The organism is Nocardioides koreensis, assembly GCF_039531775.1.
GTDB lineage: Bacteria > Actinomycetota > Actinomycetes > Propionibacteriales > Nocardioidaceae > Nocardioides > Nocardioides koreensis.
Genome location: NZ_BAAAQR010000005.1, coordinates 205,863 through 231,104 on the forward strand (window position 1 = coordinate 205,863; position 25,242 = coordinate 231,104).

The 25,242-nt window shown below is 72.0% G+C and carries 23 protein-coding genes; 11 read left to right on the forward strand and 12 right to left on the reverse strand.

Going from position 1 to position 25,242, the window contains the following annotated elements; genetic code table 11:
• Positions 1 to 74: 74 nt before the first annotated feature.
• A complete protein-coding gene (gene moeZ, locus ABD268_RS10675; protein WP_344151266.1) occupies positions 75 to 1,274 on the reverse strand; it encodes an adenylyltransferase/sulfurtransferase MoeZ in 1,200 nt (399 codons plus the stop codon).
• Between the two features lie 226 nt (positions 1,275 to 1,500).
• On the opposite strand from moeZ, the gene ABD268_RS10680 reads away from it, so the two are divergent.
• From ABD268_RS10680 to ABD268_RS10695, 4 genes are all read left to right on the forward strand, one after another.
• Entirely contained in the window at positions 1,501 to 3,801 is a 2,301-nt protein-coding gene (locus tag ABD268_RS10680; RefSeq protein WP_344151269.1) for an immune inhibitor A domain-containing protein, read from the forward strand.
• Positions 3,802 to 4,014: 213 nt separating this feature from the next.
• The gene (locus ABD268_RS10685; protein ID WP_344151438.1) at positions 4,015 to 4,602 is read left to right on the forward strand and encodes a TetR/AcrR family transcriptional regulator; all 588 of its coding nucleotides are present in this window, start codon (positions 4,015 to 4,017) and stop codon (positions 4,600 to 4,602) included.
• Between the two features lie 33 nt (positions 4,603 to 4,635).
• Positions 4,636 to 4,857: a DUF3107 domain-containing protein gene (locus ABD268_RS10690; RefSeq protein WP_344151272.1), complete on the forward strand. Its 222-nt coding sequence runs from the start codon at positions 4,636 to 4,638 to the stop codon at positions 4,855 to 4,857.
• A 23-nt stretch (positions 4,858 to 4,880) separates the two neighbouring features.
• Positions 4,881 to 5,153 (forward strand): GlsB/YeaQ/YmgE family stress response membrane protein, encoded by a 273-nt coding sequence (locus ABD268_RS10695; RefSeq protein ID WP_344151275.1) that lies wholly within the window; start codon positions 4,881 to 4,883, stop codon positions 5,151 to 5,153.
• Between the two features lie 18 nt (positions 5,154 to 5,171).
• On the opposite strand, the gene ABD268_RS10700 is transcribed toward ABD268_RS10695, so the two are convergent.
• Positions 5,172 to 5,921 carry a ferritin-like fold-containing protein gene (locus ABD268_RS10700; protein WP_344151278.1) on the reverse strand — a complete coding sequence of 250 codons (750 nt, stop codon included), beginning with the start codon at positions 5,919 to 5,921 and terminating at the stop codon, positions 5,172 to 5,174.
• A gap of 362 nt (positions 5,922 to 6,283) precedes the next feature.
• Here ABD268_RS10700 and ABD268_RS10705 point away from each other — a divergent pair, with 362 nt between their 5' ends.
• A complete protein-coding gene (locus ABD268_RS10705; RefSeq protein WP_344151441.1) occupies positions 6,284 to 7,690 on the forward strand; it encodes a DEAD/DEAH box helicase in 1,407 nt (468 codons plus the stop codon).
• Positions 7,691 to 7,770: 80 nt separating this feature from the next.
• On the opposite strand, the gene ABD268_RS10710 is transcribed toward ABD268_RS10705, so the two are convergent.
• Complete coding sequence (locus ABD268_RS10710) at positions 7,771 to 8,463, reverse strand: L,D-transpeptidase (RefSeq protein ID WP_344151281.1); 693 nt, start codon at positions 8,461 to 8,463, stop codon at positions 7,771 to 7,773.
• Positions 8,464 to 8,466: 3 nt separating this feature from the next.
• Positions 8,467 to 9,297 (reverse strand): ParA family protein, encoded by an 831-nt coding sequence (locus ABD268_RS10715; RefSeq protein ID WP_344151284.1) that lies wholly within the window; start codon positions 9,295 to 9,297, stop codon positions 8,467 to 8,469.
• Between the two features lie 60 nt (positions 9,298 to 9,357).
• Here ABD268_RS10715 and ABD268_RS10720 point away from each other — a divergent pair, with 60 nt between their 5' ends.
• Positions 9,358 to 10,137 (forward strand): SDR family NAD(P)-dependent oxidoreductase, encoded by a 780-nt coding sequence (locus tag ABD268_RS10720; protein ID WP_344151287.1) that lies wholly within the window; start codon positions 9,358 to 9,360, stop codon positions 10,135 to 10,137.
• Between the two features lie 13 nt (positions 10,138 to 10,150).
• Here the strand turns inward: ABD268_RS10720 and ABD268_RS10725 are convergent, their stop codons facing one another.
• On the reverse strand, positions 10,151 to 11,026 hold the full coding sequence (locus ABD268_RS10725) for a fructose bisphosphate aldolase (RefSeq protein ID WP_344151444.1): 876 nt from the start codon (positions 11,024 to 11,026) through the stop codon (positions 10,151 to 10,153).
• A gap of 84 nt (positions 11,027 to 11,110) precedes the next feature.
• Entirely contained in the window at positions 11,111 to 14,083 is a 2,973-nt protein-coding gene (locus tag ABD268_RS10730) for a penicillin acylase family protein (RefSeq protein ID WP_344151289.1), read from the reverse strand.
• A gap of 78 nt (positions 14,084 to 14,161) precedes the next feature.
• On the opposite strand from ABD268_RS10730, the gene ABD268_RS10735 reads away from it, so the two are divergent.
• Together ABD268_RS10735 and sigH are read left to right on the forward strand one after the other, a co-directional pair.
• Positions 14,162 to 15,784, forward strand: coding sequence for a hypothetical protein (locus ABD268_RS10735; RefSeq protein ID WP_344151291.1), 1,623 nt, complete (start codon positions 14,162 to 14,164; stop codon positions 15,782 to 15,784).
• Positions 15,785 to 15,824: 40 nt separating this feature from the next.
• Positions 15,825 to 16,472, forward strand: coding sequence for an RNA polymerase sporulation sigma factor SigH (gene sigH / locus ABD268_RS10740; protein WP_344151294.1), 648 nt, complete (start codon positions 15,825 to 15,827; stop codon positions 16,470 to 16,472).
• A 5-nt stretch (positions 16,473 to 16,477) separates the two neighbouring features.
• Here sigH and ABD268_RS10745 read toward each other — a convergent pair whose 3' ends face one another.
• Both ABD268_RS10745 and ABD268_RS10750 read right to left on the reverse strand, forming a co-directional pair.
• Positions 16,478 to 17,095, reverse strand: a complete 618-nt coding sequence (locus ABD268_RS10745) for a MarC family protein (protein ID WP_344151297.1) — start codon at positions 17,093 to 17,095, stop codon at positions 16,478 to 16,480.
• Complete coding sequence (locus ABD268_RS10750; RefSeq protein ID WP_344151299.1) at positions 17,092 to 17,970, reverse strand: PHP domain-containing protein; 879 nt, start codon at positions 17,968 to 17,970, stop codon at positions 17,092 to 17,094. The genes ABD268_RS10745 and ABD268_RS10750 overlap by 4 nt, the downstream gene beginning before the upstream one ends.
• 61 nt (positions 17,971 to 18,031) lie before the next feature.
• Here ABD268_RS10750 and ABD268_RS10755 point away from each other — a divergent pair, with 61 nt between their 5' ends.
• The gene (locus ABD268_RS10755) at positions 18,032 to 18,835 is read left to right on the forward strand and encodes an alpha/beta fold hydrolase (protein WP_344151302.1); all 804 of its coding nucleotides are present in this window, start codon (positions 18,032 to 18,034) and stop codon (positions 18,833 to 18,835) included.
• Between the two features lie 9 nt (positions 18,836 to 18,844).
• Here the strand turns inward: ABD268_RS10755 and ABD268_RS10760 are convergent, their stop codons facing one another.
• Together ABD268_RS10760 and ABD268_RS10765 are read right to left on the reverse strand one after the other, a co-directional pair.
• On the reverse strand, positions 18,845 to 19,486 hold the full coding sequence (locus ABD268_RS10760; RefSeq protein WP_344151305.1) for a DUF6758 family protein: 642 nt from the start codon (positions 19,484 to 19,486) through the stop codon (positions 18,845 to 18,847).
• Between the two features lie 74 nt (positions 19,487 to 19,560).
• Positions 19,561 to 20,127 (reverse strand): histidine phosphatase family protein, encoded by a 567-nt coding sequence (locus ABD268_RS10765; RefSeq protein WP_344151308.1) that lies wholly within the window; start codon positions 20,125 to 20,127, stop codon positions 19,561 to 19,563.
• Between the two features lie 39 nt (positions 20,128 to 20,166).
• On the opposite strand from ABD268_RS10765, the gene ABD268_RS10770 reads away from it, so the two are divergent.
• Entirely contained in the window at positions 20,167 to 21,351 is a 1,185-nt protein-coding gene (locus tag ABD268_RS10770; protein ID WP_344151311.1) for an MFS transporter, read from the forward strand.
• Here ABD268_RS10770 and ABD268_RS10775 read toward each other — a convergent pair.
• Together ABD268_RS10775 and ABD268_RS10780 are read right to left on the reverse strand one after the other, a co-directional pair.
• Positions 21,311 to 22,777, reverse strand: coding sequence for a peptide MFS transporter (locus ABD268_RS10775; protein WP_344151314.1), 1,467 nt, complete (start codon positions 22,775 to 22,777; stop codon positions 21,311 to 21,313). The two genes, ABD268_RS10770 and ABD268_RS10775, sit on opposite strands and share 41 nt — an antisense overlap.
• 82 nt (positions 22,778 to 22,859) lie before the next feature.
• On the reverse strand, positions 22,860 to 23,393 hold the full coding sequence (locus ABD268_RS10780; RefSeq protein ID WP_344151447.1) for a MaoC family dehydratase: 534 nt from the start codon (positions 23,391 to 23,393) through the stop codon (positions 22,860 to 22,862).
• 485 nt (positions 23,394 to 23,878) lie between these two features.
• Here ABD268_RS10780 and ABD268_RS10785 point away from each other — a divergent pair, with 485 nt between their 5' ends.
• A complete protein-coding gene (locus ABD268_RS10785) occupies positions 23,879 to 25,240 on the forward strand; it encodes an HNH endonuclease signature motif containing protein (RefSeq protein ID WP_344151317.1) in 1,362 nt (453 codons plus the stop codon).
• The last annotated feature ends 2 nt before the right edge of the window (positions 25,241 to 25,242 follow it).

The following is a 25,242-nucleotide window of genomic DNA, read 5'->3' on the forward strand; positions in this document are numbered from 1 at the left end:
CCACCCGACCGCGTTACGGGCGTCCAGTCAATTGGAACTAGTCCATTTGGGCTAGACGCCCGCGTCGCGACCGGTCAGTACGACGGCTGGCTGGGGTCGATCTGGTTGACCCAGGCCACGACCCCGCCGCCGACGTGCACCGCGTCGGCGTAGCCCGCGCCCTTGAGCACGGCCAGCGCCTCGGCCGAGCGGACCCCGCTCTTGCAGTGGAGGACGATCGGCTTGTCGGACGGGAGCTCGCCCAGCGCGTTGCCGTTGAGGAACTCACCCTTGGGGATCAGCACCGAGCCGGGGATCTGGTTGATCTCGTACTCGTTGGGCTCGCGGACGTCGACCAGCACGAAGTCGCGCTCGCCGTTCTCGCGCTCCTTGAGCATGTGCTCGAGCTGGGTCACCGAGATCGTCGACCCGGCGGCGGCGTCGGCGGCGTCCGCAGAGATCGCGCCGCAGAAGGTCTCGTAGTCGATCAGCCCGGTGACGGTCGGGTTGTCGCCGCACAGCGCGCAGTTCGGGTCCTTGCGCACCTTGAGCTTGCGGTACTCCATCTCGAGGGCGTCATAGATCATCAGCTTGCCGACCAGCGGGTCGCCGATGCCGGTCAGCAGCTTGATCGCCTCGTTGACCTGGATCGAGCCGATGCTGGCGCACAGCACGCCCAGCACGCCGCCCTCGGCGCACGAGGGGACCATGCCCGGCGGCGGGGGCTCGGGGTAGAGGCAGCGGTAGCAGGGCGCGTCGTCCGCGATCGTCGGCGCGAACACCGACGCCTGCCCGTCGAAGCGGTAGATCGAGCCCCAGACGTACGGGATGCCCAGGAAGTACGCCGCGTCGTTGACCATGTAGCGGGTCGCGAAGTTGTCGGTGCCGTCCACGATCAGGTCGTAGCCGCGGAAGACGTCCATGACGTTGTCGTTGTCGAGGCGCTCCTCGTGCAGCACCACCTCGACGTACGGGTTGGCCTCGGCGATCGACTCCTTGGCCGACTGCGCCTTCGACTTCCCGATGTCGGACTGGCCGTGGATGATCTGGCGCTGGAGGTTCGACTCGTCGACCTCGTCGAACTCCGCGATGCCGATCGTGCCCACGCCGGCCGCGGCCAGGTAGAGCAGCGCCGGGCTGCCCAGACCGCCGGCACCGATCACCAGCACCTTGGCGTTCTTCAGCCGCTTCTGACCGGTCATGCCCACGTCGGGGATGATCAGGTGCCGGCTGTAGCGGCGCACCTCGTCGATGGTCAGCTCGGCGGCCGGCTCCACGAGCGGGGAAAAGGACACGGGTACTCCTCGACTGACGATGTTTCGGTGACGGGTGGTCAACACCCGTCGGCCCCTCCATGTTCCCCCGGGGGCCGGCCGCGGCGAGGCCGGTCCGGCATCCGGACCGGCACCCCGGCCGGAGGAATTCCGGTCCGGACCCTTGCCTCCCGGAGGATTCGTGGGGTGGAGTACGTCCCTGTGGCCCATCTCGGGCGCATGACCGTAGTCAACGGAGGTCACCCACGTGAAGAAGCTGACACCCGGCATCCTCGCCGGGACGGCTGCCCTGGCCCTGAGCGTCACCGCGCTCCAGCCGGCCACGGCGAACCCGTCGAAGCACGACGCGAACGACACCCAGGTCGCGACCAGGCCGGACAACCGTCCGGGCCCCCTGACCAGGCACCAGGACAAGCTGCGTGAGAAGGCCCTGGCGATGCTCGGCAACGGCACCGCTCGCCTCGACCGCCGCCAGGGCGGCGGTGCGACGGTGAAGATGGCCAAGGGACCGAAGGGTGGCGACGCCACCTACTACGAGTTCCCCGTGAACAAGACCGACGAGGTCTTCACCGTCCTCTCCCAGTTCGGCGGCACCGGCCCGGCGCACAACCAGATCGCCGAGCCCGACCGGGCCGAGGACAACTCCACCTACTGGGTCCCGGACTTCGACCAGGCCCACTACGACGCGATGTTCAACGGGGACGGCGAGTCGTTCCGGGACTTCTACCGGCAGCTCTCCAGCGGTCGCTACGCCCCGGGCGTGACCACCGAGGACTGGGTCACGGTCCCCGGCGACGCCGCGACGTACGGCGCCAACAGCGTCGAGGACGACGGCGGCGCCTGGGCGTTCATCAGCGACACCGCCGATGCCTGGTACGCCGCGCAGAAGGCGGCCGGGAAGACCGACGCCGACATCGCGGCGTACCTCGCGCAGTTCGACCAGTGGGACCGCTACGACCACGACGGGGACGGCGACTTCAACGAGCCCGACGGCTACATCGACCACTTCCAGGCGATCCACGCCGGCGAGGGCGAGGAGGCCGGCGGCGGCGCCCAGGGCGCGGACGCGATCTGGTCGCACCGCTGGTACGTCAACCCCGGCGACTACGGCCAGACCGGCCCGTCGGAGGCCCAGTACGGCGGCACCCAGATCGGCAGCACCGGCCTCTGGATCGGCGACTACACCGTCGAGCCCGAGAACGGCGGCCTCGGCGTGTTCGCGCACGAGTTCGGCCACGACCTCGGCCTGCCGGACTACTACGACACCAACGGCGGCGAGAACAGCACCGCGTTCTGGACGCTGATGTCCTCCGGCTCGTGGCTGGGCCACGGCGAGGAGGCCGGCGACGGCATCGGGACCGTCCCCGGCCTGATGGGCCCGGAGGAGAAGTACGAGCTGGGCTGGCTCGACTACTCCGAGGTGGACCCCGGCCAGAGCGCCACCGTCAACCTCGGTCCGGCCCAGCACACCTACGACGACCCGTCCACGGCCGGGAACGAGGCGGACCAGGCCGTCAAGGTGAACCTGCCCGACAAGACCACGACCACCGACTACACGACCCCGCCCGAGGGCACCCACGCATGGTGGTCGGGCCGCGCGGACAACCTGAACAACACCCTGACGCGACCGGTGGCCGCGGCAGGTTCGGTGACCGTGACGGCGCAGTCGTGGTACTCGATCGAGCAGGGCTACGACTACCTCTACGCGGAGTACTCCACCGACGGCGGCACGAGCTGGACCACCGTGGGTAAGCCGCTCACCGGCTCCTCCAACGGCCGCTGGGCCGGGCTGCGCTACCGCTACTCGGCGAACGGGCAGCCCTCGCTGTTCCGCCTCCGGTACGCCACCGACGGCGGCGTGAACGAGGCGGGCGCGTTCCTCGACTCGATCACGGTCAAGGCCGACCGCGCGTCGTTCACCGACGGCGCCGAGGACGGTGCCAACGGCTGGACCGCGGACGGCTGGACGATCTCCTCCGGTAGCGACACCCGCACCACCGAGCAGTACTACCTGATGGAGAACCGCCAGTACGTCGGCTACGACGACACCCTGCGCACCGGGCCGTACCAGTTCGACGAGGCCTACACCCGCCCGGACTGGGTCGAGTTCTTCAAGTTCCGGCCCGGCATGCTGGTCTGGTACGTCGACCTGGCCTACGCCGACAACAACACCTCGGGCACGCCGGGTCACGGCGCGGCACTCCCGGTCGACGCCCGGCCGACGCCGTTCACCTACCCCGACGGCAGCATGCCGAGCAACCGGCGCCAGCCGTTCGACGCGGCGTTCGGCCTCACCCCGGTGCCGGAGACCTGCCTCCACAAGCAGGTCCTGGTCGGCAAGGGCAAGAACCAGTCGGTGCAGACGGTGGCCGCCTGCGCGCCCGCCAGCGCCGCGATCCCGACGTTCGACGACTCCGACCCGGACGCCTACTACGACGCGTCGAACCCGTGGGGCTCGACGAAGGTGGCCGGCGCCGGCGTCACCGCGACCGTGACCGGCCAGGACGGCCAGTTCCTGAGCGTCGACGTCACCAACCCCGCCGGGTAGCCCCGGTCGACCGGAGGGGCCCCGCGGCGCGGGGCCCCTCCTCCATTTCCGGGCCGGGCGAGCACGACCCCCGCCGGGTGCGCGGGACGGTGGTGACCTGCGGGTAGGCTGCGACACCGCGGGGTACGGACCCCGCACGGATCCGAGGCCGAGGAGCAAGAGTTGAGCGCTGGTCAGTACGACACGGCCGCCTCCCGTCCGCGGGGTGGCCGGATGCCACGCCGCGAGCGCCGCGCCCAGCTGCTGGAGTCCGCGCTCGAGGTGTTCGTGGCGCAGGGCTACCACGCCGCCGCCATGGACGACATCGCCGACCGCGCCGGGGTCTCCAAGCCGGTGCTCTACCAGCACTTCCCGGGCAAGCTGGACCTCTACCTGGCGCTGCTCGACTCGTCGTGCGACACGATCATCGACAACTGCCGCCAGGCGCTGGACTCCACCCAGGACAACAAGCTGCGGGTGGCGGCCACGATGGACGCGTTCTTCGAGTACGTCGCCGGCGACACCGGGGCCTTCCGCCTCGTCTTCGAGTCCGACCTGACCAACGAGCCGGCCGTGCGCGAGCAGGTCGACCGGGTCACCAGCGAGTGCGCGGCCATGATCGCCCACGTCATCCACGACGACACGGGGCTGCCGGACACCGCGTCGCGGCTGCTGGCGGTCTCGTTGGTGGGAATGGCCCAGGTCAGCGCCCGGTTCTGGCTCTCGGAGGCCGGCGGCATCACCAAGGCCGACGCCGCGGCCCTGGTCGCGGGGCTCGCCTGGCGCGGCATCCGCGGCTACCCGCTCACCGACGAGCACTGAACAACCCCCGAACCCGAATCCTGAGGAGGACCCGTGGAGGTCAAGATCGGCGTCCAGCACGCCCCCCGAGAGCTCGTCGTCGACACCGACGAGAGCACGGAGAGCGTCGAGAAGACCGTCGCCGAGGCGGTGGCCTCCGGTGGCGTCCTCACTCTCACCGACAGCAAGCACCGCAAGGTGATGGTGCCCGCGTCGAAGCTGGCGTACGTCGAGATCGGCGGCGGCGTTGTGGGCCAGGTCGGCTTCCGCAGCTGACCCGATCCGAGGAGGATGGCCGGATGGACGTCTCGACCATCCTCTTCTACCTGATCGTCGGCACCGTCGTGGGCCTGCTCGGCAAGTTCTTCGCGCCCGGCGACAAGGACAACATCCCGCTCTGGCTGACCATCGTCTGCGGCATCGGCGGCATGGTGATCGGCGACGTGATCTACCGCGCCTTCGGCGGCAACGGCTCCGCCGGCCTCGACTGGACCCAGGGCATCGTGACCGTGCTGACCGCGATGGTCCTGGTCATGGTGGCCTCGGGGATCACCGGACGCAGCCGGGCCTGACCGCCCGCGGCTGGTGCCCTAGGAGTCGAGGCCGAGCTCGGCCATCCGCTCGGCGTGGCGCTCGGTCAGCCGGGTGAACATCCGGCTGATCGCGGCCAGGTCGAGACCCGGGCGGTCGACGCCGCCGGCCAGCAGCGCCGAGAGCGCGTCCCGCTCGGCCGCGACCCGCTGCGCCTGGGTCAGGGCCTCCCCCATCAGCCGCCGGCCCCACAGGGCCAGCCGGCCACCCAGCCGCGGGTCCGCCGCGATCGCCGAGCGGACCCGGTCGATGACGAACCGCGAGTGCCCGCTGTCCTCCAGCGAGGCCAGGATCAGGTCGCGGGTGCCGGTGTCGAGGTACGCCGCGATCTCGCGGTAGAAGTCGTTGGCGAGGCCGTCGCCGACGAAGGCCTTGATCAGTCCCTCGTACCAGTCCGAGGGCGCCGTGTGCTCGTGGAACAGGTCGATCGCCGAGCGGAACGGCGCCATCGCGGCGTACGGGTCCGCGCCGAGCTCCGACATCCGGTCGAGCAGCGGCCCGACGTGGGCGAACTCCGCGGTCGCCATCGAGCCGATCGCGACCTTGTCCTCCAGCGTGGGCGCGAGCCGGCCGTCCTCGGAGAGGCGCTCGAACGCCGAGATCTCGCCGTACGCGATGGCGCCCAGCAGGTCGACCACGGCCTCCCGGTAGGCCGGGTCCTGGAAGGCCAGCGGGCCGTCGATCCCGGCCCCCGGTGCGGCACCGGCCCCGGACTCGGCCGTGGTCGTGTCGCCGGGCGATTCAGTCATGGCCGCACCCTACCGATACAGTGAGAGTGATCGAGTGCCGCGCCCGCCCCGTGCGGACGCGGCCCGCGACCGGCGAGACGGACCCGCTCCGACGCCCGATTCGATGTCAGACCCGATGACACGGCGCCGATGAGGATGGCCGCGAGTGGCCGCCCCGCCTGCATGTGCGCGGCTGACGCCAGTCGAGACTGCTCCCGCAAGTCCGATGAGTCCGCCGCACCCGACCGACTCCATCGGCTCCTCCGGGGCTGACTCACGAAAGCGACAGACCACTGACCACGTTCCGAGAGCTCGGGGTGCTCCCCGAGATTTGTGACGCGCTCGAGCGCGCCGGCATCACCACTCCCTTCGCCATCCAGGAGATGACCCTGTCGGTCGCCCTGCTGGGCACCGACCTGATCGGCCAGGCCCGCACCGGCACCGGCAAGACCCTGGCCTTCGGCATCCCCGTCCTGCAGCGCAGCGTCGCTCCCAAGGACCCCGACTACGCCGAGCTGCCGCAGGGCAAGCCGCAGGCCCTGATCGTCGCCCCGACCCGTGAGCTCGCGCTCCAGGTCTCCAGCGACCTGGCCCTGGCCAGCAAGGACCGCGGGCTGCGCGTCCTCACGGTGTACGGCGGCGTCGGCTACGACACCCAGCTCGACGCGCTCCAGGCCGGCGTCGACATCGTCGTCGGCACGCCCGGCCGACTGATCGACCTGGCCAACCGCAAGGCGCTGGACATCTCCCACGTGCACGCGCTGGTCCTCGACGAGGCCGACGAGATGCTGGACCTGGGCTTCTTGCCCGACGTCGAGCGGATCCTGAAGATGACCCCCGAGACCCGGCAGACGATGCTGTTCTCGGCGACCATGCCCTCGGCCATCGTCGCGCTGGCCCGCACCCACATGCGGCACCCGATGAACATCCGCGCCGAGTCGTCGTACGACACCACGATGGTCCCGGCCACCGCACAGTTCATCTACCAGGCCCACGACCTCGACAAGCCCGAGATCATCGGCCGCGTCCTGCAGGCCGAGGACGCCGGCAAGATCATCGTCTTCACCCGCACCAAGCGCCAGTCGCAGCGGGTGGCCGACGACCTCGCCGAGCGCGGCTTCTCCGCGAGCCCGCTCCACGGCGACATGGCCCAGGTGGCCCGCGAGAAGGCGCTGACGAAGTTCCGTGAGGACAAGATCCGCGTCCTCGTCGCGACCGACGTCGCGGCCCGCGGCATCGACGTCGCCGGGGTCTCGCACGTCATCAACTACACCTGCCCCGAGGACGACAAGACCTACGTCCACCGGATCGGTCGCACCGGCCGCGCCGGCGCGACCGGCACCGCGATCACCTTCGTGGACTGGGCGGACCTGCACCGCTGGAAGATGATCAACAAGACGCTGGACCTGCCGTTCGACGAGCCGCAGGAGACCTACTCGACCTCCGAGCACCTCTACCACGACCAGGGCATCGCCCCGGGCACAAAGGGCCGCATCGTCGACCCGGCCCCGGTCGAGCGCAAGCCCCGCGAGGACCGTGGCGGGGAGCGTGGCGGGGAGCGTGGCGGCGGGGGCGACCGTCCCTCGCGGAACCGCAACCGGAGCCGCACCCGCAGCCGCGGCGGCGAGCCGGTCGCCCAGGACTCGGCCCAGGGCTCGGCCCAGAGCTCGGGAGAAGGCTCGACCCCGGCCGCCGGCGACTCCGCGGGCGAGCGCTCCGGCGCCGGCCGCAACCGCCGCCGTCGTCGCCGCTCCTCCGGCTCCGGTCAGGCGCCCGCAGCCTCCGAGTAGGACGCCGGCCCGTCGCTCGTTGACGACAGAGAACGCCGACCCGTCGTGAGCTCACGACGGGTCGGTGTCATTTCGCGCGGTCACACGACGACGACGGTGGTGCCCAGCGGGGCGAAGCGCCACAGCGCGATCGCGTCGGTACGCCGCTGGCGGATGCAGCCGTGGGACTGGGGCATGCCCAGCTGCGAGACCGACTGCACGAGCCGGCCGTCGTCGATCGGGATGTCGTGGAACCCGATCGCGGCGTTCTCGCCGTGGGCGAAGCGGACGAAGTACTTCATCGTGCCGGAGTCGTCGATGCCGTACGCCTGCTCGGAGCGGGAGAAGACCTCGTAGGTGCCCTGCTGGAGGTTGTCGAAGACGCTGCCCGAGACGAGGTAGCTGCGCTTGACCTTGTCGCCGGCGCCCACCAGCCACACCCGCTGGCGACCCTCGCTGAAGACGACCCGGCGGCCCTCGCCGGACCGCAGCGGGAGGGCGGTGTCCAGGGTGGCGCGGTCGCGGAGCTCGAGGGCGTCGGCGCTGCCGAGGCCGGGCACCGGCGTGGCGTCGCGTCGGTCGGCGGACCGGTCGGGGCGCTGCGCCTCCGGCGGCGGCTCGTGGACCGCGACCTGCTCCATCGCGGCGGGCCGCTTCGGGGCGTGGGACGTGGCGGCCGACGGCAGCACGCCGGTGCCGCCCAGCACCGCGACGGCGGTGATGGTGACCGACGACCCCAGTGCGGCGATGCGCCCGTAGCGGGGGCGAACACTCTGCTCGAGGTGTCGGGTCACGGCTCAGCCCTTCTTCGACTTCGGGGACGCGGTCTTCCGGGACGGCCTGGACCGGGGTCTCTGCGAGCGGGTCACCAGGTTGGCGGCGACCTCGCGGTAGGCCTGCGCGCCCTTGTTGGCCCTGTTGGTGGCGAGGATCGAGCGGCCGGCTGCGGGCGCCTCGGCGAACTTGATGGTCTTGGGGATCGGCGGCTCGACGACCTCGAGGTCGTAGGTGTCCGAGATCGTCTCCAGCACGGTCCGCGCGTGGTTGGTGCGGCCGTCGTACAACGTCGGCAGCACGCCCCAGACCTCGAGCTTGCGGTTGGTGAAGCGGCGCACGTCGTGGACGGTGTCGAGCAGCTGGCCGACGCCGCGGTGCGAGAGCGTCTCGCACTGGAGCGGGACGAGGACGCCGGTGGCCGCGGTCAGCGCGGCGACCGTCAGCACGCCGAGCGAGGGCGGGCAGTCGAGGAGCACCCAGTCGTAGCCCTCGTCACCGAGATCCTCCTCGAGCGCCTCGAGCGCGGACTTGATGACGTGCTCGCGGCCGGTGCGGGTCAGCAGGTCGGCCTCGGCACGCGCCAGCTCGATGGTCGCCGGCAACAGGTCGACGCCGTCGTCGGTCTCGATCACGACCTCGGTCGGGTCCAGCCCCTTGGTCAGCACGTGGTGGACCGACAGCTCGAGGTCCTCGGGGTCGATGCCCAGCGAGAACGTCAGGCATGCCTGGGGGTCGAGGTCCACGAGGAGCACCCGGTGCCCGAGCTCGGCGAGGGCCGCACCCAACGAGGCGACCGTGGTCGTCTTGGCGACGCCCCCCTTCTGGTTGGCGATCGCGAGTGTGGTGGTCATCGGTCCATATCATGCCCGACCCGGTTGCCGAGATCGCGACGACACCGGTTTGCTTGAGACATGTCTGAGATCAGCACCACCACCGGCACCGCCCTCGTCACGGGCGCCACGGCCGGAATCGGCCACTCGTTCGCCGTCCAGCTGGCCGCCCGCGGCCACGACCTGGTGCTGGTCGCCCGCGACGAGGAGCGGTTGGAGAAGGTCGCCGCCGAGCTCCGCGCGTCGTACGGCGTGCAGGTCGAGGTGCTGCCCGCCGACCTCACCGACCGGGCCTCGCTGGCCCGGGTCGAGGCACGGGTGGGCGACACCGGGCGACCGGTCGACCTGCTGGTCAACAACGCCGGGTTCGGGCTCAAGAAGCGCTTCCTCGACAACTCCGTGGACGCCGAGAACGCGATGCTCGACGTGCTGGTGACCGCGGTGCTCCGGCTGAGCCACGCCGCCCTGGGCGCGATGACGCAGCGCGGCCGCGGCGGGATCATCAACGTCTCCAGCGTGGCGGCGTTCCTCCCCCGCGGCAGCTACAGCGCCGCCAAGGCGTGGGTGAACAGCTTCAGCGAGTGGGCCGCCGCGGAGTACCGCCCGCAGGGCGTCACGGTGATGGCGCTGTGCCCGGGGTTCACGAAGACCGAGTTCCACGAGCGGATGGACGTCGCCCGCGACTCGGCGCCGTCGTTCCTGTGGCTGGACGTCGACGACCTCGTGTCCCAGGCCCTGTCGGACTTCGACAAGCGCCGGGTCTACTCGATCCCGAGCGCCCGCTACAAGGCGATCGCCACCGCCGCGCGCCTGGTCCCGCACGGCGTGCTGCAGCGGTTCCAGTCGCTGGGCCGGAAGTGATCGTGGCCCGGCGTCAGGTGGACGAGGCCGCGTAGATGCCGGCGATGGAGGCGTCCAGGGCCGCGTCGAACTCCTCGTCGCCCATCTGGGCGGTCAGCCCCTCGGTGAGCGCCCGCGAGAAGCTCGCGATGACGCCCGGGTTCCGTGCCAGCCGGGCGTCGGCCTCCTCCCGGGTGTAGCCGCCGGAGAGCGCGGCCACCCGCAGGACGCGCGGGTGCTCGAGCAGCTCGCGGTGGTAGCCGTCCTCCTCGGGGAGCGTCAGCTTGAGCATGACGTCCTGCCCCTCGGCCAGTGAGTCGAGGTGGGAGAGGAGGACGTCCTTGAGCAGCTTCTCCGTCTCGGCCTTCTCCGGGCTGTGGATGTCGATCTCGGGCTCGACGATCGGCACCAGGCCGGCGGCCAGGATCCGGCGCGCGACGTCGAGCTGCTGGGCGACCACGGCACCGACCCCGGTCTCGTCGGCGGTGAGCACCACCGAGCGCATCTTGGTGCCGAAGACGCCGTGCCTCGTGGCCCGCTCCAGCAGGGCGTCGAGGTCGGGGATCGGCTTCATCATCCGGACGCCGTCTGCCTCGGGCTCGAGGCCCTTGTCCACCTTGACGAACGGGACGACGTGCTTCTGCGTCCAGAGGTACTCCGCCGAGCCGACTGCCCCGATCTGCCGGTCCATGGTCTGCTCGAACAGGATCGCCGCCAGGATCCGCTCGCCGCCGAAGACCGGACTGCTGATGATGCGGGTCCGCATCTCGTGGATCAGGTCGAACATCGCTGCGTCGTCGGAGTAGGCCGACTCGTCCACCCCGTACAGGCGCAACGCCTTCGGCGTGCTGCCTCCGCTCTGGTCCAGGGCAGCGATGAATCCCGTTCCGGTCCTGATCCTGTCGAGCATGGCGGCGTCCACGCCTCCAGCATCCCCCGCGGCGATGCCGAGCTGGAGGGACGTTCGTCCCCTCCTCCCCGGCCACCCGACGGCTCAGCGGTGACCGGTGAACTGCACCACCTGCTGGAAGGTGGGCCGGTTCTGCCAGTCGATCCGGCGTACGCCGACCACGCCGCCCGCGACCGAGACGATGTCGTCGCGCGACTTGTCGTAGGTCAGGTCGCGCACCGCCGAGACGTCCTGGGTCTCCAGCGCCGCCTGCACCGCCTCGTGCAGCGACCGGCGCAGCGTCGCCCGGCAGTGCGTCAGCGACCCGCAGTAGCGGCGCGAGTAGGCGCCGCGGACCGGCTTCCCGAGGACGGTCCGCAGGTCCTTGTTCAGGTAGCCGTACCAGGAGATCCCGTTGAACGCCGAGCCGATGTGCTCGCGCGGGTGGTCGTCCAGCGGCTCGGGCAGCAGGTCCACCGCGTCGCCGAGCCCGTGCCGCAGCGCGTCCTTCGGCAGCGCGAAGCCGCAGTCCGGTGCGCACGAGGCACCGATGTCCTCGGGGTCCCACCAGGTGTCGAGGACCGTGATGGCCGCCTGGTGGTCGTAGGAGCCGGTCCGTCGGCGGTCCACCCGGTGCGCTCCGTCGGCGACCCACCGGCGCAGCAGCCGGACGGCCGCCGCGTCCTGCGGGTCGTCGGGGACGCCGACCACCTTCAGCACCCACGGCAGCACGTAGGCGCCGCGCAGGTCCACGGTCGCGGCGTCGATCATCGCGCCCACCAGGTCGGAGCGGTGCACCCGGCGTCCGCTCGCGAGCAGCGCCTTGACCCGGTCCTCGATCGTGAGGCTGCGGTAGACCGGTCCATCCCCCCACACCTGCGAGGAGGACGCGAAACCGGGCGCGAGCTTGTTGTTCCAGTTGGCGAGGTAGCCCTGCTCGGGGTTCAGGACGTGCGGGTGGGCGGCGAAGGGCTCGAAGCCGTTCCAGTCGTAGGCCCTGCTCCCCCACCGCGGCAGGTCCAGGTCGGTGCCCCTCGCTCGCCGGGGCAGCCGGGCCGAGCTGTAGTAGGCGATGTCCCGGTCGTCGACGTAGTACCAGTTGAACGCGTACTGGATGCCGGACGCCGCCCGCATGAAGTCGTGGGCGTCGCGCACCCGGGACGGGTCGTTGAGGTGGACGAAGCCGAGCACCGAGTCGGCCTCGTGCATGTACGTCGACCGCTGCCGCACCACCGCGACCGGCCGCCCGTGCACGGTGGTCCGCAGCCGCACGATGCCGTGGTCGGTGCGTAGCACCAGGAGCTTGATCTCCGCGGGGGTGTCCTGCGCGGCCAGCGTCGGGAAGCCGGTCTCGGTGTGCTCGTAGCGCACCATCGGCGTGCACCGGCCGCCGGCGGCGACGTACGCCGTGGAGTCCACGGTCGGCGGGCTGCCGTCGGTGTTGCACAGCGGCTGGACGACGGTGTCGGTGATGTCGGTGTACGGCGAGGTGGCCGACCAGGCGTAGTCCACGCCGCGGCCGAGCTCGACCACGAAGTTGGTGCCGGCGAACGAGACGCCGCGGGCCGCGGTGTGGGGCCCGCGCAGCTCCTCCTCCATGAGCAGCTGGGGCGCGTAGTAGCCGGTCTGCGGGCCGAAGACCGCGGTCGGGTGGCCGTGCGCCGAGTGCTTCGCGTCGACGATGAGCGCGTTGCTCATGCCGACCAGCTCGCCCTGCAGCGCCCGCTGCAGGCTGCCCTGGACCTGGTGCGCCTCGAGCACCGGGTCGACGCCGTAGCGGGCGGCGGTCGCGCTCGCCTGCGCGCCGGTGGACCCGTCGCCCTTCGGGTCGGTGGTGCTGGCATTGCCCTGGTTGCCGGCGGCCCCCTGCGGCGGCGGCGAGAGCGAGCCGTCGGGGTTCACGATCGCGCCGGTGCCGAGCTGGGTCGCGATCGGGTGCAGGTCGGGCATCGCCACGCCCGGACGCCCCGGGTGCACCCGGTTGCCGGCGCCGCCGTACGGCGCCCGGACCGGCGAGGTGACCGGCGCCTCCGGGTCGTTCTTCTCCCGCAGGTCCTGGTACATCCGCCTGCCGGCGCGCTTCCCGAAGTCCTCCTGGAGCTGCTGGAGCCAGATCGCGTTGGTGTACTGCCCGCCTCCGCCGGTGCCGAAGATGCCGCCGACCAGCGAGGCGATCGAGACGATGTCTGCGCGGATGTAGGGCTCCGGCGGCCGCTGCAGGGCGGCGTACTCCACCGGGCAGTGCTCGCCGTACCCGAGCCCCAGCGACCCGGGCAGCGGCACGGTGGCCGTGCTCGCGGGGCACAGGACGTCCTGCTCGTCGTTGATGCCGGCGATGTAGGCGTCGAAGGCCCCCACCAGCCGTCGGGCCTCGGGCGAGCGCTCCGCGAGGGCGTCGATCTGGCGGTCGAGCTGCGCCGGGGTGTACGCCGCCACCTGGAGCTGCGCGGCGTCCTGGGCGACGTCGGCGTCGGTCGGGCCCACGAACTCGGCCATCGTGGCCGCGCCGGTGTGCCGCAGCACGTCGGTGAGGAACATCCGGGTCTCCATGACCGCGACGCCCGCGCCGTAGGCCACGTCGGCGTCGGTCCGGCCCGTGATGTGCGGGACGCCGTCGGTGTCCCACCGGATCGTCACACCGGGCCGCGGCCGCTCGGTGCGCACCACGTCCTCGGGGTCGACCCCGAGCGAGGCGTCCTTGAAGTAGCGCGGCAGCCGGCCCGCGGTCAGCGCGGCGGGGTCGGCGGTGTTGAGCGCGTCGTACTTCTCGAGCTGGTCGGCGAAGTCGGCGGGCTGCTCGGGCGTCGCGGTCGTGAAGTAGGACTGTGGCCCGGCCAACCCGGACAGCAGCGACGACGGGTCGTCGGTGGCTTTGCCGGGGCCCAGCGCCGCCAGCATCGCCGCGTCCACGTTGCCCGCGGCACCGGGCGGGAGGATGTTGAGCACCGACCCGTAGCGGTGCGCGCGGGAAGGCTCCGCGGCGGTGCCCGGTGTGGTCGCCGAGGTCGGCGCGACCAGTGAGACGGAGACGAGGGCGGAACACAGGAGGGCCCAGCAGACGGTCCAGAACCAGCGCATGGTCTCTGCTTCGCCGTCGGGGGCGACTTTCCTCCTCCGCCCGGGAGGAAAGTCGGCGGCGGCGGCGAAGCACCCTGCATGGCAGCTCACCGAACCCGGCGCCGGGCCCTCTCCGCGGCACACCTCGGGGTGGCAGCGCTGGCCGCGCTCGCCCTGACCGTCCCGACCACCGGTACGGCGGTCTCCGCCGAGCCGGAGGGCGGCGCGCCCGCCGTGCCGATCCCGCAGGACCCGGGGTCCACCAGCGTCAAGCCCTACCTCGGCGCGCCGCGCCGCGCACACCCCTTCCGCGACGTGCGGTTCGCGCCGCGGCACCCTTTCATGGCCGTCAACGGGCGGAGCAACCTCCACGACGACGCCTACCAGTCCGATGCCGGCAGGACGCCCGGCCCGCTGGGCCACTCCCCCGAGATCACCTCGACGCTGTTCGCCCAGGAGTGCGCGTCGGTGACGTTCGACTCGGAGGGTCGGCTGCTGACCGTGTGCGTCGGGCTGGCCACGGTCGACCTCCGGCTGCTCGACCCGCGCACCCTGGACGTGCTCGCGGAGCACCCCCTGCCGCCCCGTCCGGCGTCGTCGGCGTCGAGCCCCTTCACGGCGTTCGGCGGCGGAGGCTACTTCTACCTCGACCAGCGGGACCGGGTCGTGGTGCCCACCTCGGACGGCCACATCCAGGTGATCGCCGAGACCGGCACCGCGGACGCGCCGACGCTGACGCTGCGCCGGGACTACGACGTGTCGGCCGACGTCGGAAGCTCGGTGATCCTCTCGGCGCTGCCGGACTGGGACGGGCGCATCTGGTTCGTCACCGGCTCCGGAGTCGTGGGCACGGTCGACCGCCACACCGGCAGGTCCCGGTCCCGGCAGCTGCCGCACGGCGAGGGCATCGGCAACTCGATGGCGGTCGACGAGACGGGTGGTGTCTTCGTCGTCTCCGACCGGGCGCTCTACCGCTTCGACGCCATCGGGTCCGGCGCGCCCGCGGCGACCTGGCGGCGTACCTATGATGCGGGCACCCGGCAGAAGCCGGGCCAGAGCCAGACGGGGTCCGGCACCACGCCGACGATCGTGCGCCGCCAGGGCCACCGCTTCGTGGCCATCACCGACAACGCCGACCCGCGCATGCACGTGCTGGTGTTCCGCGCCGGCCGCCGCGGGCCCGGCGCGCGTCCGGTGTGCCGGATCCCGGTCTTCCCGCGTGGCCGGGGCGCCACCGACAACTCGCTGGTCGCCGTCGGGCGCGCGCTGATCGTCGAGAACAACTACGGCTACACCGGACCGGAGCAGAGCCCGCCCTCGGGCAATCCTCAGCGCAACACCCCGACCACGGTTCCCGGGGTCACCCGCATCGACGTCGACTACGCCCACGGCGGCTGCCGGCGCGTGTGGACGAACCGGTTGGTCCGCGTGCCCACCAGCGTCAGCAAGGTGTCGGCGGCCACCGGCCTGCTCTACGTCTACGAGCACCCGGCCGCCGACGAGGTGCGCTACACCTCCGGCGAGCCCGCCACCGGGCCGGAGGACCCGTGGTACCTCACCGCGATCGACGCGCGGACCGGCCGACGGGCCTGGTCGGCCCTGACCGGGGTGGGGCTGGGCTACAACAACAACTACGCGCCGATCACCTTCGGGCCGGACGGCACGGCGTACGTCGGGGTCCTCGGCGGGCTGCTCGCGATGCGGGACACCCCCAGAACCTGACTCCTCGTCACCTTTGGTGGTAGCGGTCGTTGCACCCGACGTGCCCACGACCGACGCTGCACCCGCCGCCGGGGAGGCCTCCGACGAGGAGCTCGTCGGGCGCGCCAGGTCCGGTGACGAGGCCGCTCTGGAGGAGCTGCTGCTCCGTCACCGGGTCCTGGTCCGGGCCCGGACGCGGGCCCACTTCCTGGTCGGCGCCGACCGGGACGACCTCGCCCAGGAGGCGATGATCGGCCTCTACCTGGCGGTGCGCGCCTTCGACCCGGACTGCGGCTCGAGCTTCCGGGCGTTCGCGGACGTGTGCGTCTCCCGGCAGGTGGTGAGCGCGATCAGGACCGCGACCCGCCGCAAGCACGGTCCGCTCAACGACTACGTCTCCCTCCAGGGCCCGGCACCGGCCGCCGGCGAGGGCGAGCGCACCCTCGCGGACGTGCTGCCCGCGCCCGCGGCGGCCGACCCCGCCGAGCAGCTCGTCTGCGCCGAGGCGGTCGACGCGCTGCGCGGCCACGTGGACCGGTCGCTCTCCGACCTCGAGGTGGAGGTGCTGCGCCTGCACGTGGACGGGGTCGGCTACCGCGAGATCGCGCAACGGCTGCACCGCGGGGCGAGGTCGATCGACAACGCGCTCCAGCGCGTCCGGCGCAAGGTGGCCGACCACCTCGTCGAGCGGGAGCTCGAGCTCGCGTAGCCGGGTCAGCCCTCGCCTGCGATGAACGCGCGGACGGCGTCGGCGACGAGCTGCACCGCGATCGCGGAGAGCAGCAGGCCGGCGATCCGGGTGACCAGCAGCACGCCGCTCTCCCGGATCAGCCGGAGGATCGGCAGCGAGTAGCGCATCGCGCCCCACAGGCAGACGTGCACCAGCACCACGCCCAGCGCGACCGCCGCGAAGTCCGGGACGTCGTGGACCTCCCGGGAGAACAGCATCGTGGCCACGATCGCGCCCGGCCCGGCGAGCAGCGGCGTACCGAGCGGGACCAGCGCGACGTTCGTCCCGACCGCGGCCGTGGGCTCCTGCTCGTTGCCGGTCAGCAGCTCCAGGGCGACCAGCAGGAGCAGCAGGCCGCCCGCGCACTGGAGCGCGGGCAGCGAGATGTGCAGGTACTCCAGGATCTGCTGGCCGAAGAACGCGAAGATCGCGATCACCAGGAACGACACCGCGACCGCCTGCCAGGCGGCCTTGCGGGCGGTGCTCGCCGACCGGCCCGCGGTCAACGACAGGAAGATCGGGACCGTGCCGACCGGGTCCATGATCACGAACAGCGTCACGAAGACCTCGGTGAGCAGCACCCCGTTGACGAGCGCACTCACAGGCCGACCACCCCGGGGGTACGACGTCCCGAGCGGACCGCGGCCTCGCGCGCCAGCGCGACCAGCCGGTGGAACTCGTCGGGCTCGGTGGTGTTGCAGCCGAGCTCGTGGTCGACCTTGCCGGTGCCGTGGTGGTCGCTGGAGCCGGTGGCGACGAGGTCGAGGTTCCGGGCGATCCCCCGGAGCCGGTCGCGGGTCGGGCGGTCGTGGTCCTGGTGGTCGACCTCGATGCCGGAGAGTCCCGCCTCGACCAGCGTCGCGAGTGTCGCCTCGCCCGGCTCCTCCCGGCCGTGCCGCCCCCACGGGTGCGCGATCACGCTGACGCCCCCGGCCTCGGCGACGAGGCCCAGCATCGTCTCCAGCGGCGCGGCGTACCGGTTGGCGTACGCCGGGCGGCCGGGGCTGAGGTAGCGCCGGAACGCCTCGGTGCGGTCGCCGACGACACCGAGCTCGACCAGCGCGTCGGCGACGTGCGGGCGCCCGGTGGAGACCGCGTCACCCGCCACCCGGCCCACGTCCTCGGCGGTGATGTCGATGCCGAGCTCGCGCAGCCGCGCGAGCATCGCCGGCAGCCGCGAGCTGCGCCCGTCGAGGATCCGGTCCAGCTCCGCGACGAGCCCCGGGTGGCTGCGGTCGGGCAGGTAGGCCAGCAGGTGCACCCCGTGACCGTCGTGCCGGGTGCTGATCTCCATGCCCCGGACCAGCGCGATGCCGGTCTCCCGGGCCGTCGCCTCGGCCTCGTCCCAGCCCTCGGCGGTGTCGTGGTCGGTGAGGGCGACCACGTCGAGGCCCGCGGCCGCGGCCGCCCGCACCAGCTCCTCCGGGCTCTGCGTCCCATCGCTGGCCCGCGAGTGGGTGTGGAGGTCGATGCGCACCGGAAAACTCTAGGCCGAGCGAGGGACACCCCGATAAACGGCGTGGTGCCAGACTCGCAGCATGACGGCCGGATGGGGCCGGGTCGAGCGACCCGACGCGGAGATCTGGTACTACGACACCGCCGAGGACAAGCCGATCGTCGTGCTCCTGCACGGGCTGGCCGGCTACGCGCGCGAGTGGGGCGCCACGATCGAGGCCCTCCGCGAGGAGTGGTGCGTGATCTCCGTCGAGCAGCGTGGCCACGGCAGCAGCACCCGGCGCCCCGCCGACGTCTCCCGCCGTGCGTACGTCGACGACGTGCGGGCCGTCCTCGACGACCTCGGCGTCGACCAGGTGCCCGTGGTCGGCCAGTCGATGGGCGCCCACACGGCGATGCTGCTCGCCGCGTGGGCACCCGACCGGGTGGACCGCCTGGTCATGGTCGAGGGCGGCCTCGGCGGGGACTCCCCCACGATGACCCGCACGATCGCCGACTGGCTGGCCTCGTGGCCGGCACCGTTCGCGGACCGGGAGGAGTTCCTGGCCTTCTTCGGCACCGGCCGGATGGTGGCGGAGACCTGGGCGGACGGGCTGGAGGAGCGGGCCGACGGACTGTGGCCGCAGTGGGACGCCGCCACCCTGGCCCGGGCCGTGGGCCACGTGCACGAGCGGGAGTTCCTCGAGGAGTGGTCCCGGGTGAGCGCCCCGACGCTGCTGGTGCGCGGCGAGCACGGCTCGGTCCCCGACCGCCAGGTCGAGAGCATGTGCGCGCTGCGCCCGGACATCGAGGTCGCGACCGTCGCCGGCACCGGGCACGACGTGCACCTCGAGGCGCCGGAGGCCTGGCTGAGGCTGCTGACCCGCTTCCTCACCCACGCCCGCTGAGGCGGCGGCTCACCACAGCGGGGTCGGCCCGCCGTACGGGATCTCCAGCAGCGGTGCGCCCAGGCTCGACACGTCGCGCAGCATCCAGTCGTCCCGCAGCAGCAGGATCGCCGAGGCGGGGCGGAGCACGATCCACAGCCAGCGCCCCTGCGCCTCGCCGGCGATCACCGACCGGTCCAGCTCGCCACCGAGCCCGCTGGTCGACACCGGCCAGAGCGGCACGTCCTGGCTCTCGACGCGGACCTTCACCGACGGCGGGCCGATGCCCACCTCGTCCCCGGGGTCGTCGTGCAGGGTGCCCGCACAGCGTGCCCCCAGGCCGACGCCGGTCTCCTCGGCCACCACGATCACGTCCACCGGCCCGTCGAGCTCGCTGGTGCCCGAGCAGCAGGTCAGGGTGGCGCGGGTCCGCCCCGGCTCGTCCCCCACGGCGGCGAAGTCGGTGACGCTCCAGCCGGGACTCATCGGCCAGGGCAGGTAGGTCGGGAAGCCGGACGAGCCCACCAGGTGCGCGGCGAACGCGTCGTACGTCGCGTACGGCGGCCGCAGCAGCGGATCGATCGGCCCGTGCTCCGGGCAGGACCACTCGCCGCCCGCGGGGAGCCGGGCGACCGGGGCGGCGCAGCGGGGGCAGCCGGCCAGGAGCGACATGCGACCACGGTGTTACCGCGGCCGCGGCCCCGTCAAGGGCAGGGCGTCACCGGGAGCAGGGGCGTCGGAGGGAGTCAGGAGTTCCAGCGCAGCACGACCGGCGACTCGCGCTCGTGGCCGAGCACCGAGACGGTGGCCGTGTCCAGCCGGAACAGCCGACCGTCGGTGGCCGGCAGGTCCAGCCACCGGGCCGTGAGCACGCGCAGGGCGTGCCCGTGGCCGAAGACCAGGACCGGGCCGCCGGCGCCCCGCGCCCGCGCCACCACCCGGTCGAGCCGCGCCGAGACCTCCTCGGCGCTCTCCCCTCCGGGGCAGGGCGCCGACCAGACCGTCCAGCCGGGCACCGTGCGCCGGATCTCCTCGGTGGTCACGCCTTCGTACTCGCCGTAGGTCCACTCCACGAGGTCGGCGTCCACCTCCGCGTCGGCGAACCCGGCCAGGTCGGCGGTGCGGCGGGCCCGCTCGCGCGGGCTGGTCAGGACCAGCGCGAACTCGCGGTCGCAGAGCCGGTCGCGCAGGCCCCGGGCCACGCGCTCGCCGTCGGGCAGCAGCGGCAGGTCGGTGGTCGAGGTGTGCCGGCCGGACCTGCTCCACTCGGTCTCGCCGTGCCGGACCAGCCACACCTCGGCGTCGTCGCTCATGGCGCGAGTCTGACACGGGTCTCGTGCCACGATCGCACCATGACCGAGACCCCGACCCGGGCCAGGACCGCCGCCGCGGCCGCCTTCCTCACCCAGGGGCTGGTCTTCATCAGCCTGACCACGCGGCTGCCGGACTTCTCCGACCGCTGGGACCTCTCCGACCTCGACCTGTCGTTGCTGCTGCTGATGATGGTGCTGCTCGCCGGGCTCGGCTCGGTCGTGGCCGAGACCCTCGCCAGGCGCCGGTCGAGCGCGACCCTGCTCCGGGTCGGGCTGGGCCTGGTCGCGGCCGGCGTACCCGTGCTCGCCACCGCACCCACCACGGCGCTCTTCGTGGGCGGGCTCGCGGTGTACGGCGTGGGACTCGGCGTCGTCGATGCCACGACCAACATGCAGGGGGTCGCCCTCGAGCACGTCTACGGCCGACCGATCCTGCCGTCCTTCCACGGAGCCTGGACCCTCGGCGGCATCCTCGGTGCCGCGGTGACCCTGGCCACCGCCGGCATCCCGCTGTCGGCGACCGCCGTGCTGGCCGTGGTGCCGCTGGTGGTGGTGCTCGCCCCGTTCCTGCCCCGCGACCACGGGCCCACCGAGACCGCCCAGGCGGTGGCGGTGCCGTGGCACCCGATCCTGCTCGTCGGCCTGGGGATGGTCCTCTTCTACATGGTCGACACCGCCGCGGCCACGTGGGGACCGACGTACCTCGACCACACCTTCTCCACCCCCGCGGGCCTGGTCGCGCTCGCGACGTTCCCCTACCTCGTCGCCAGCGGCGCGCTCCGGCTCGCCGGCGACAGCCTCGTCGGGAGGTACGGCGAGGTGCGGGTACTGCGGGTCGGCGCCCTGGTCGCCTCGGCCGCCCTTGCGGTCGTGGTGTTCGCCCCGACGTGGCCGGTCGCGGTGCTGGGGTTCACCCTGCTCGGCGCCGGCGTCGCGGTGATCGCCCCGCTCAGCTTCTCCGCCGCGGCCCGGATCGCCGGGGGCGAGGGACTCGACCCGGCGGTCCGGCAGGCCCGCGTGGACGCCGTGATCGCGCGGTTCAACCAGTTCAACTACGTCGGCGCGCTGCTCGGAGCGGTGCTCACCGGGCTCGTCGGGTCGGGGTCCCTCCGGGTCGGGTTCGCGGTCCCGATGGTGCTGATCCTCGGGATCCTGCCGCTGGCCCGCGCCTTCGCGCCCGGGGTCAGTGCACCCCGGCCATCAGGCGTCGAATCGGCTTCGTGAACGCGGCGAGCACCAGGCCCACCACGACCGACATCAGTCCGAGGACGCCGAAGTACGCCGCCTCGTGGTCGGCCGAGTAGAACTTGCCGAGGTAGCCCGCGAGCACGGAGCCGAGCGCCACGGAGAGGAAGAACAGCGACACCATCTGGGTCCGGAACGCCTCCGGTGCGAGCTTGGTGGCCAGCGAGAGACCGACCGGCGAGAGCAGCAGCTCCGCGATCGTGAAGACCAGCAGGATGCCGACCAGGCCGAGCAGCGGGGCGCTGTTGGCACCGCCACCCGCCATCGGGATGAACAGCAGGAACGCGACACCCATGATCGCGGTGCCCAGCGCGAACTTCATCGGGGTGGAGGGCTGCCTGGGGCCCATCTTGGTCCACATGGCAGCGAAGACGCCGGCGAGCAGGATGATGAAGACCGGGTTGACCGACTGGATCCACGACACCGGCATCTCCCAGCCGAACAGGTCGCGGTCCAGACGGGTGTCGGAGTAGATCGTGACGACCGTGAACTGCTGCTGGTAGAGCGACCAGAACGCCGTGCTCGCCAGGAACATCGGGACGAACGCCCAGACCCGACCGCGCTCGACGGCGTCGACCTTCTTGCTGGTGATGATGCGCAGGAACAGCATCACGGCACCGACCACGGTGGCCCAGATGACCCACGTGGCGAGGTTCTCCGGAGTGACGAACCCGCCGAGGACCAGGGCGAGGACGGCCGCGACCGCGGCGACCGCGATGCCGATGACCTTGGGGCGCTCCGAGGCCGGCAGCGGGTTGTGCACCTCGTGGGCCGCCTCGGGCAGCTGCTTGCGGCCGATGGTGTACTGCACCAGGCCGAGGAACATGCCGAGCGCCGCCGCCGCGAAGCCGACGTGGAAGCCGACCTCCTGCTGGAGCAGGCCGGTCAGCAGCGGGCCGAAGAGCGCGCCGAGGTTGATGCCGAGGTAGAACAGCGAGAACCCCGCGTCGCGGCGCTCGTCGCCCTCGGCGTACAGGGTGCCGACGAGCGCGGTGGCGTTCGCCTTCAGCCCGCCGGAGCCGATGCCGACCATGAGCAGACCGGCGACGACGCCGGCGTACCCGGGCAGCACGCTCAGCGCGATGTGGCCGAGCATGATCAGGCAGGCGCTGTAGAACAGGGTGCGCTCGGACCCCAGCACCCGGTCTGCCAGCCAGGCGCCCGGGATCGTGGACAGGTAGACGAGGCCGCCGTACGCACCGATCACGGCGCTCGCGGTGCCCTCGTCCATGCCCAGGCCGCCCTGGGACACCGAGTAGTACAGGTAGAGGAGGACGATCCCCTGCATGCCGTAGAAGCTGAAGCGCTCCCACATCTCGACGCCGAACAGGTTGGCGAGCACGCGGGGCTGTCCGAAGAAACCCCGGTCCTGGGTGGTCTCAACGCTCTGTGTCTGCGAAATCACCCGGGGGACCCTGCCAAACGCACCAGGAGTGCGCAAAACCAACCCCCTGTTTGGGGGATGGACCCGTAGTCCTTACGGGGGACTACCCGCCCTGGGGTCCGGGCCAGAACTTGTCGGCCTGCGGCACCGGACGCCCGGGCTGCTCGCCGCCCCGCGCCTCGAGGTAGTTGTCCTTCGGCACCATCACCTTGCGGCGGAAGATGCACACGACCTTGCCGTCCTGGTTGTAGCCGATGGTCTCGACGTGGACCACGCCCCGGTCGTCCTTCGAGGTGCTCTCCCACTTGTCGAGGACCGTCGTCTCGCCGTACAGCGTGTCGCCGTGGAACGTGGGTGCCACGTGGCGCAGCGACTCGATCTCGAGGTTGGCGATCGCCTTGCCCGAGATGTCCGGCACGCTCATCCCGAGCAGGATGGAGTACACGTAGTTGCCGACCACCACGTTCTTGCCGAACTGCGTCGTCTCCTCGGCGTAGTGGACGTCCAGGTGCAGCGGGTGGTGGTTCATGGTGAGCAGGCAGAACAGGTGGTCGTCGTACTCGGTGACGGTCTTGCCGGGCCAGTGCTTGTACGTCGCCCCGACCTCGAACTCCTCATAGCTGCGACCGAACTGCATGCTCACTCCTGATCCCTGTGACGGACTGACGGGGCCATCCTGTCGAAACTGCACCCGCCACGGGGTTACTCGTGGGGAACCTCACCCGTCTCCCGAGGGTCGAGCCTGTCGGGACCACACCCCGGTGGTCGAGCATCCCGCGGTGGTCGAGCATCGCTCGGTGGTCGAGCATCGCTCGGTGGTCGAGCATCGCTCGGTGGTCGAGCTTGTCGAGACCACACTTCGGTCTCGAGGCGCGAGGCGCGCCGGCGGCGAGCCTCGAGACCCCCGCGGGCGGCTGGCGGTACCTGGGTGGTCACGGTCCTTGGCAGCTACGGGGACGGGTACGCCGTGGGTTGCGGTCGCTGTCCGGCGCGCGGGTCGCCCCCGGTGGTCGAGCTTGTCGAGACCACGCCATCCCGGCCCGAAAAAACCTCGAAAATACCCGGGCCACGAACCGTCCACAGGCAGCGACAAGCACCCGCACCCCGCGAGACAATGGACATATGTTCGAACGCGACGCCACAGGGGCAGCGGTGCTGGTCGAGGACCTCGACCCCACCGCCCTGCTGGACGTGCTCGAGCAGCGCAAGCTCGGCGCCCGCGCCGAGGAGCGCGGCAAGCTCCGGCTGGCCGCGCAGTGGTGCGTGCTGCACCCCGCCACCGCCGACACCGGGGTGGCCACCTGGGCCGGCGACGCCCTCCCGGGCGTGCTCAATGCGGATGAGTCCCTCGGTGGGGAGGGCACCCCCGCGGTCTCGGCGTTCGCGCCCGAGCCGGTCGCCGCCGCCCTCGGGGTGTCCACGATGACCGGGATGAAACTGATCGCCGACGCCCTCGACCTCCAGCACCGGCTGCCGCGGATCTGGCGGCTCGTCGAAGACCTGAGGGTGGATCCGTGGAAGGCCCGGCACGTAGCCCAGGCCACCCACCCCCTCTCCCGCGAGGCCGCCGGCTACGTGGACCTGCAGCTCGCCCCGAGGCTGGCCTCGTGCGGGTTCGCCGCGATCCAGACCGCGGTGGCGATGGCGATCGCCAAGTACCACCCCGAGCTGCTCGAGCAGCGCGAGAAGCAGGGCAGGAAGGGCTGGCACGTCACGCTGCGCCACCCCGCCCCCGGCGAGGTCGACGGCACCAGCTACCTCGACGTGGCCGGCGACACCCTGGACCTGACCGCGTTCCACGACCTGGTCTGCGACCAGGCCGCCGCCCTCAAGGCCCTCGGCGACACCGACGAGCTGGAGATCCGCAAGGCCAAAGCCCTCGGCGTCCTCGCCGCCCAGCAGGCCACCCTCGACCTCGTCTCGCTCACCGGCGACAGCGAGACAGCCGCCGAGCCGGCGGCGGCCGCCACTCCGGTGCGGCGGCGGCAGACCATCCTGTACGTCCACGCCTCGCTGGCCGACCTGCTGCACCTCGACCAGCACGCGGTCGGTCAGATGGAGAAGCTCGGCCCCGCCACCCTGGCCAAGCTCCGCGACTGGCTGAACCGCTCCGAGGACGTGGTCGTCCGCCCCGTGCTCGACCTGAACCGCTGCCCCGCCGTCGACGGGCACGACCCCTCGGAGGAGATCCGCGAGATCGTCATCCTCCGCGACGGGCACTGCGTCTTCCCCTGGTGCGCCGTCGACGCCCGCCACACCGACCTCGACCACATCGAGCCCTACCTGCCCCTCGACGAGGGCGGGCCACCGGGGCAGACCAACCCGCACAACCTGGCCTGCCTGTGCCGGCGACATCACCGCTGCAAAACCTCGGGGCGCTGGAGATACCGACGCAGACCCGACGGCACCTACGAGTGGCACGGCCCCCACGGCCGCAGCTACCTGGTCACCCCACTCGGCACCCTCGAGATCCACAACAACTGAGC

Bases quoted from the DNA above. Each gene is read 5' to 3' on its own strand.
- ABD268_RS10785 (WP_344151317.1), top strand. From the start codon at position 23,879: ATGTTCGAACGCGACGCCACAGGGGCAGCGGTGCTGGTCGAGGACCTC.
- ABD268_RS10715 (WP_344151284.1), bottom strand. From the start codon at position 9,297: ATGACCACCACACTCGCGATCGCCAACCAGAAGGGGGGCGTCGCCAAG.
- ABD268_RS10780 (WP_344151447.1), bottom strand. From the start codon at position 23,393: ATGCAGTTCGGTCGCAGCTATGAGGAGTTCGAGGTCGGGGCGACGTAC.
- ABD268_RS10695 (WP_344151275.1), top strand. From the start codon at position 4,881: ATGGACGTCTCGACCATCCTCTTCTACCTGATCGTCGGCACCGTCGTG.
- ABD268_RS10685 (WP_344151438.1), top strand. From the start codon at position 4,015: ATGCCACGCCGCGAGCGCCGCGCCCAGCTGCTGGAGTCCGCGCTCGAG.
- ABD268_RS10725 (WP_344151444.1), bottom strand. From the start codon at position 11,026: ATGCTCGACAGGATCAGGACCGGAACGGGATTCATCGCTGCCCTGGAC.
- ABD268_RS10700 (WP_344151278.1), bottom strand. From the start codon at position 5,921: ATGACTGAATCGCCCGGCGACACGACCACGGCCGAGTCCGGGGCCGGT.
- ABD268_RS10765 (WP_344151308.1), bottom strand. From the start codon at position 20,127: ATGAGCGACGACGCCGAGGTGTGGCTGGTCCGGCACGGCGAGACCGAG.
- ABD268_RS10770 (WP_344151311.1), top strand. From the start codon at position 20,167: ATGACCGAGACCCCGACCCGGGCCAGGACCGCCGCCGCGGCCGCCTTC.
- ABD268_RS10705 (WP_344151441.1), top strand. From the start codon at position 6,284: ATGACCCTGTCGGTCGCCCTGCTGGGCACCGACCTGATCGGCCAGGCC.
- ABD268_RS10720 (WP_344151287.1), top strand. From the start codon at position 9,358: ATGTCTGAGATCAGCACCACCACCGGCACCGCCCTCGTCACGGGCGCC.
- ABD268_RS10760 (WP_344151305.1), bottom strand. From the start codon at position 19,486: ATGTCGCTCCTGGCCGGCTGCCCCCGCTGCGCCGCCCCGGTCGCCCGG.
- ABD268_RS10755 (WP_344151302.1), top strand. From the start codon at position 18,032: ATGACGGCCGGATGGGGCCGGGTCGAGCGACCCGACGCGGAGATCTGG.
- ABD268_RS10735 (WP_344151291.1), top strand. From the start codon at position 14,162: ATGGCAGCTCACCGAACCCGGCGCCGGGCCCTCTCCGCGGCACACCTC.
- ABD268_RS10730 (WP_344151289.1), bottom strand. From the start codon at position 14,083: ATGCGCTGGTTCTGGACCGTCTGCTGGGCCCTCCTGTGTTCCGCCCTC.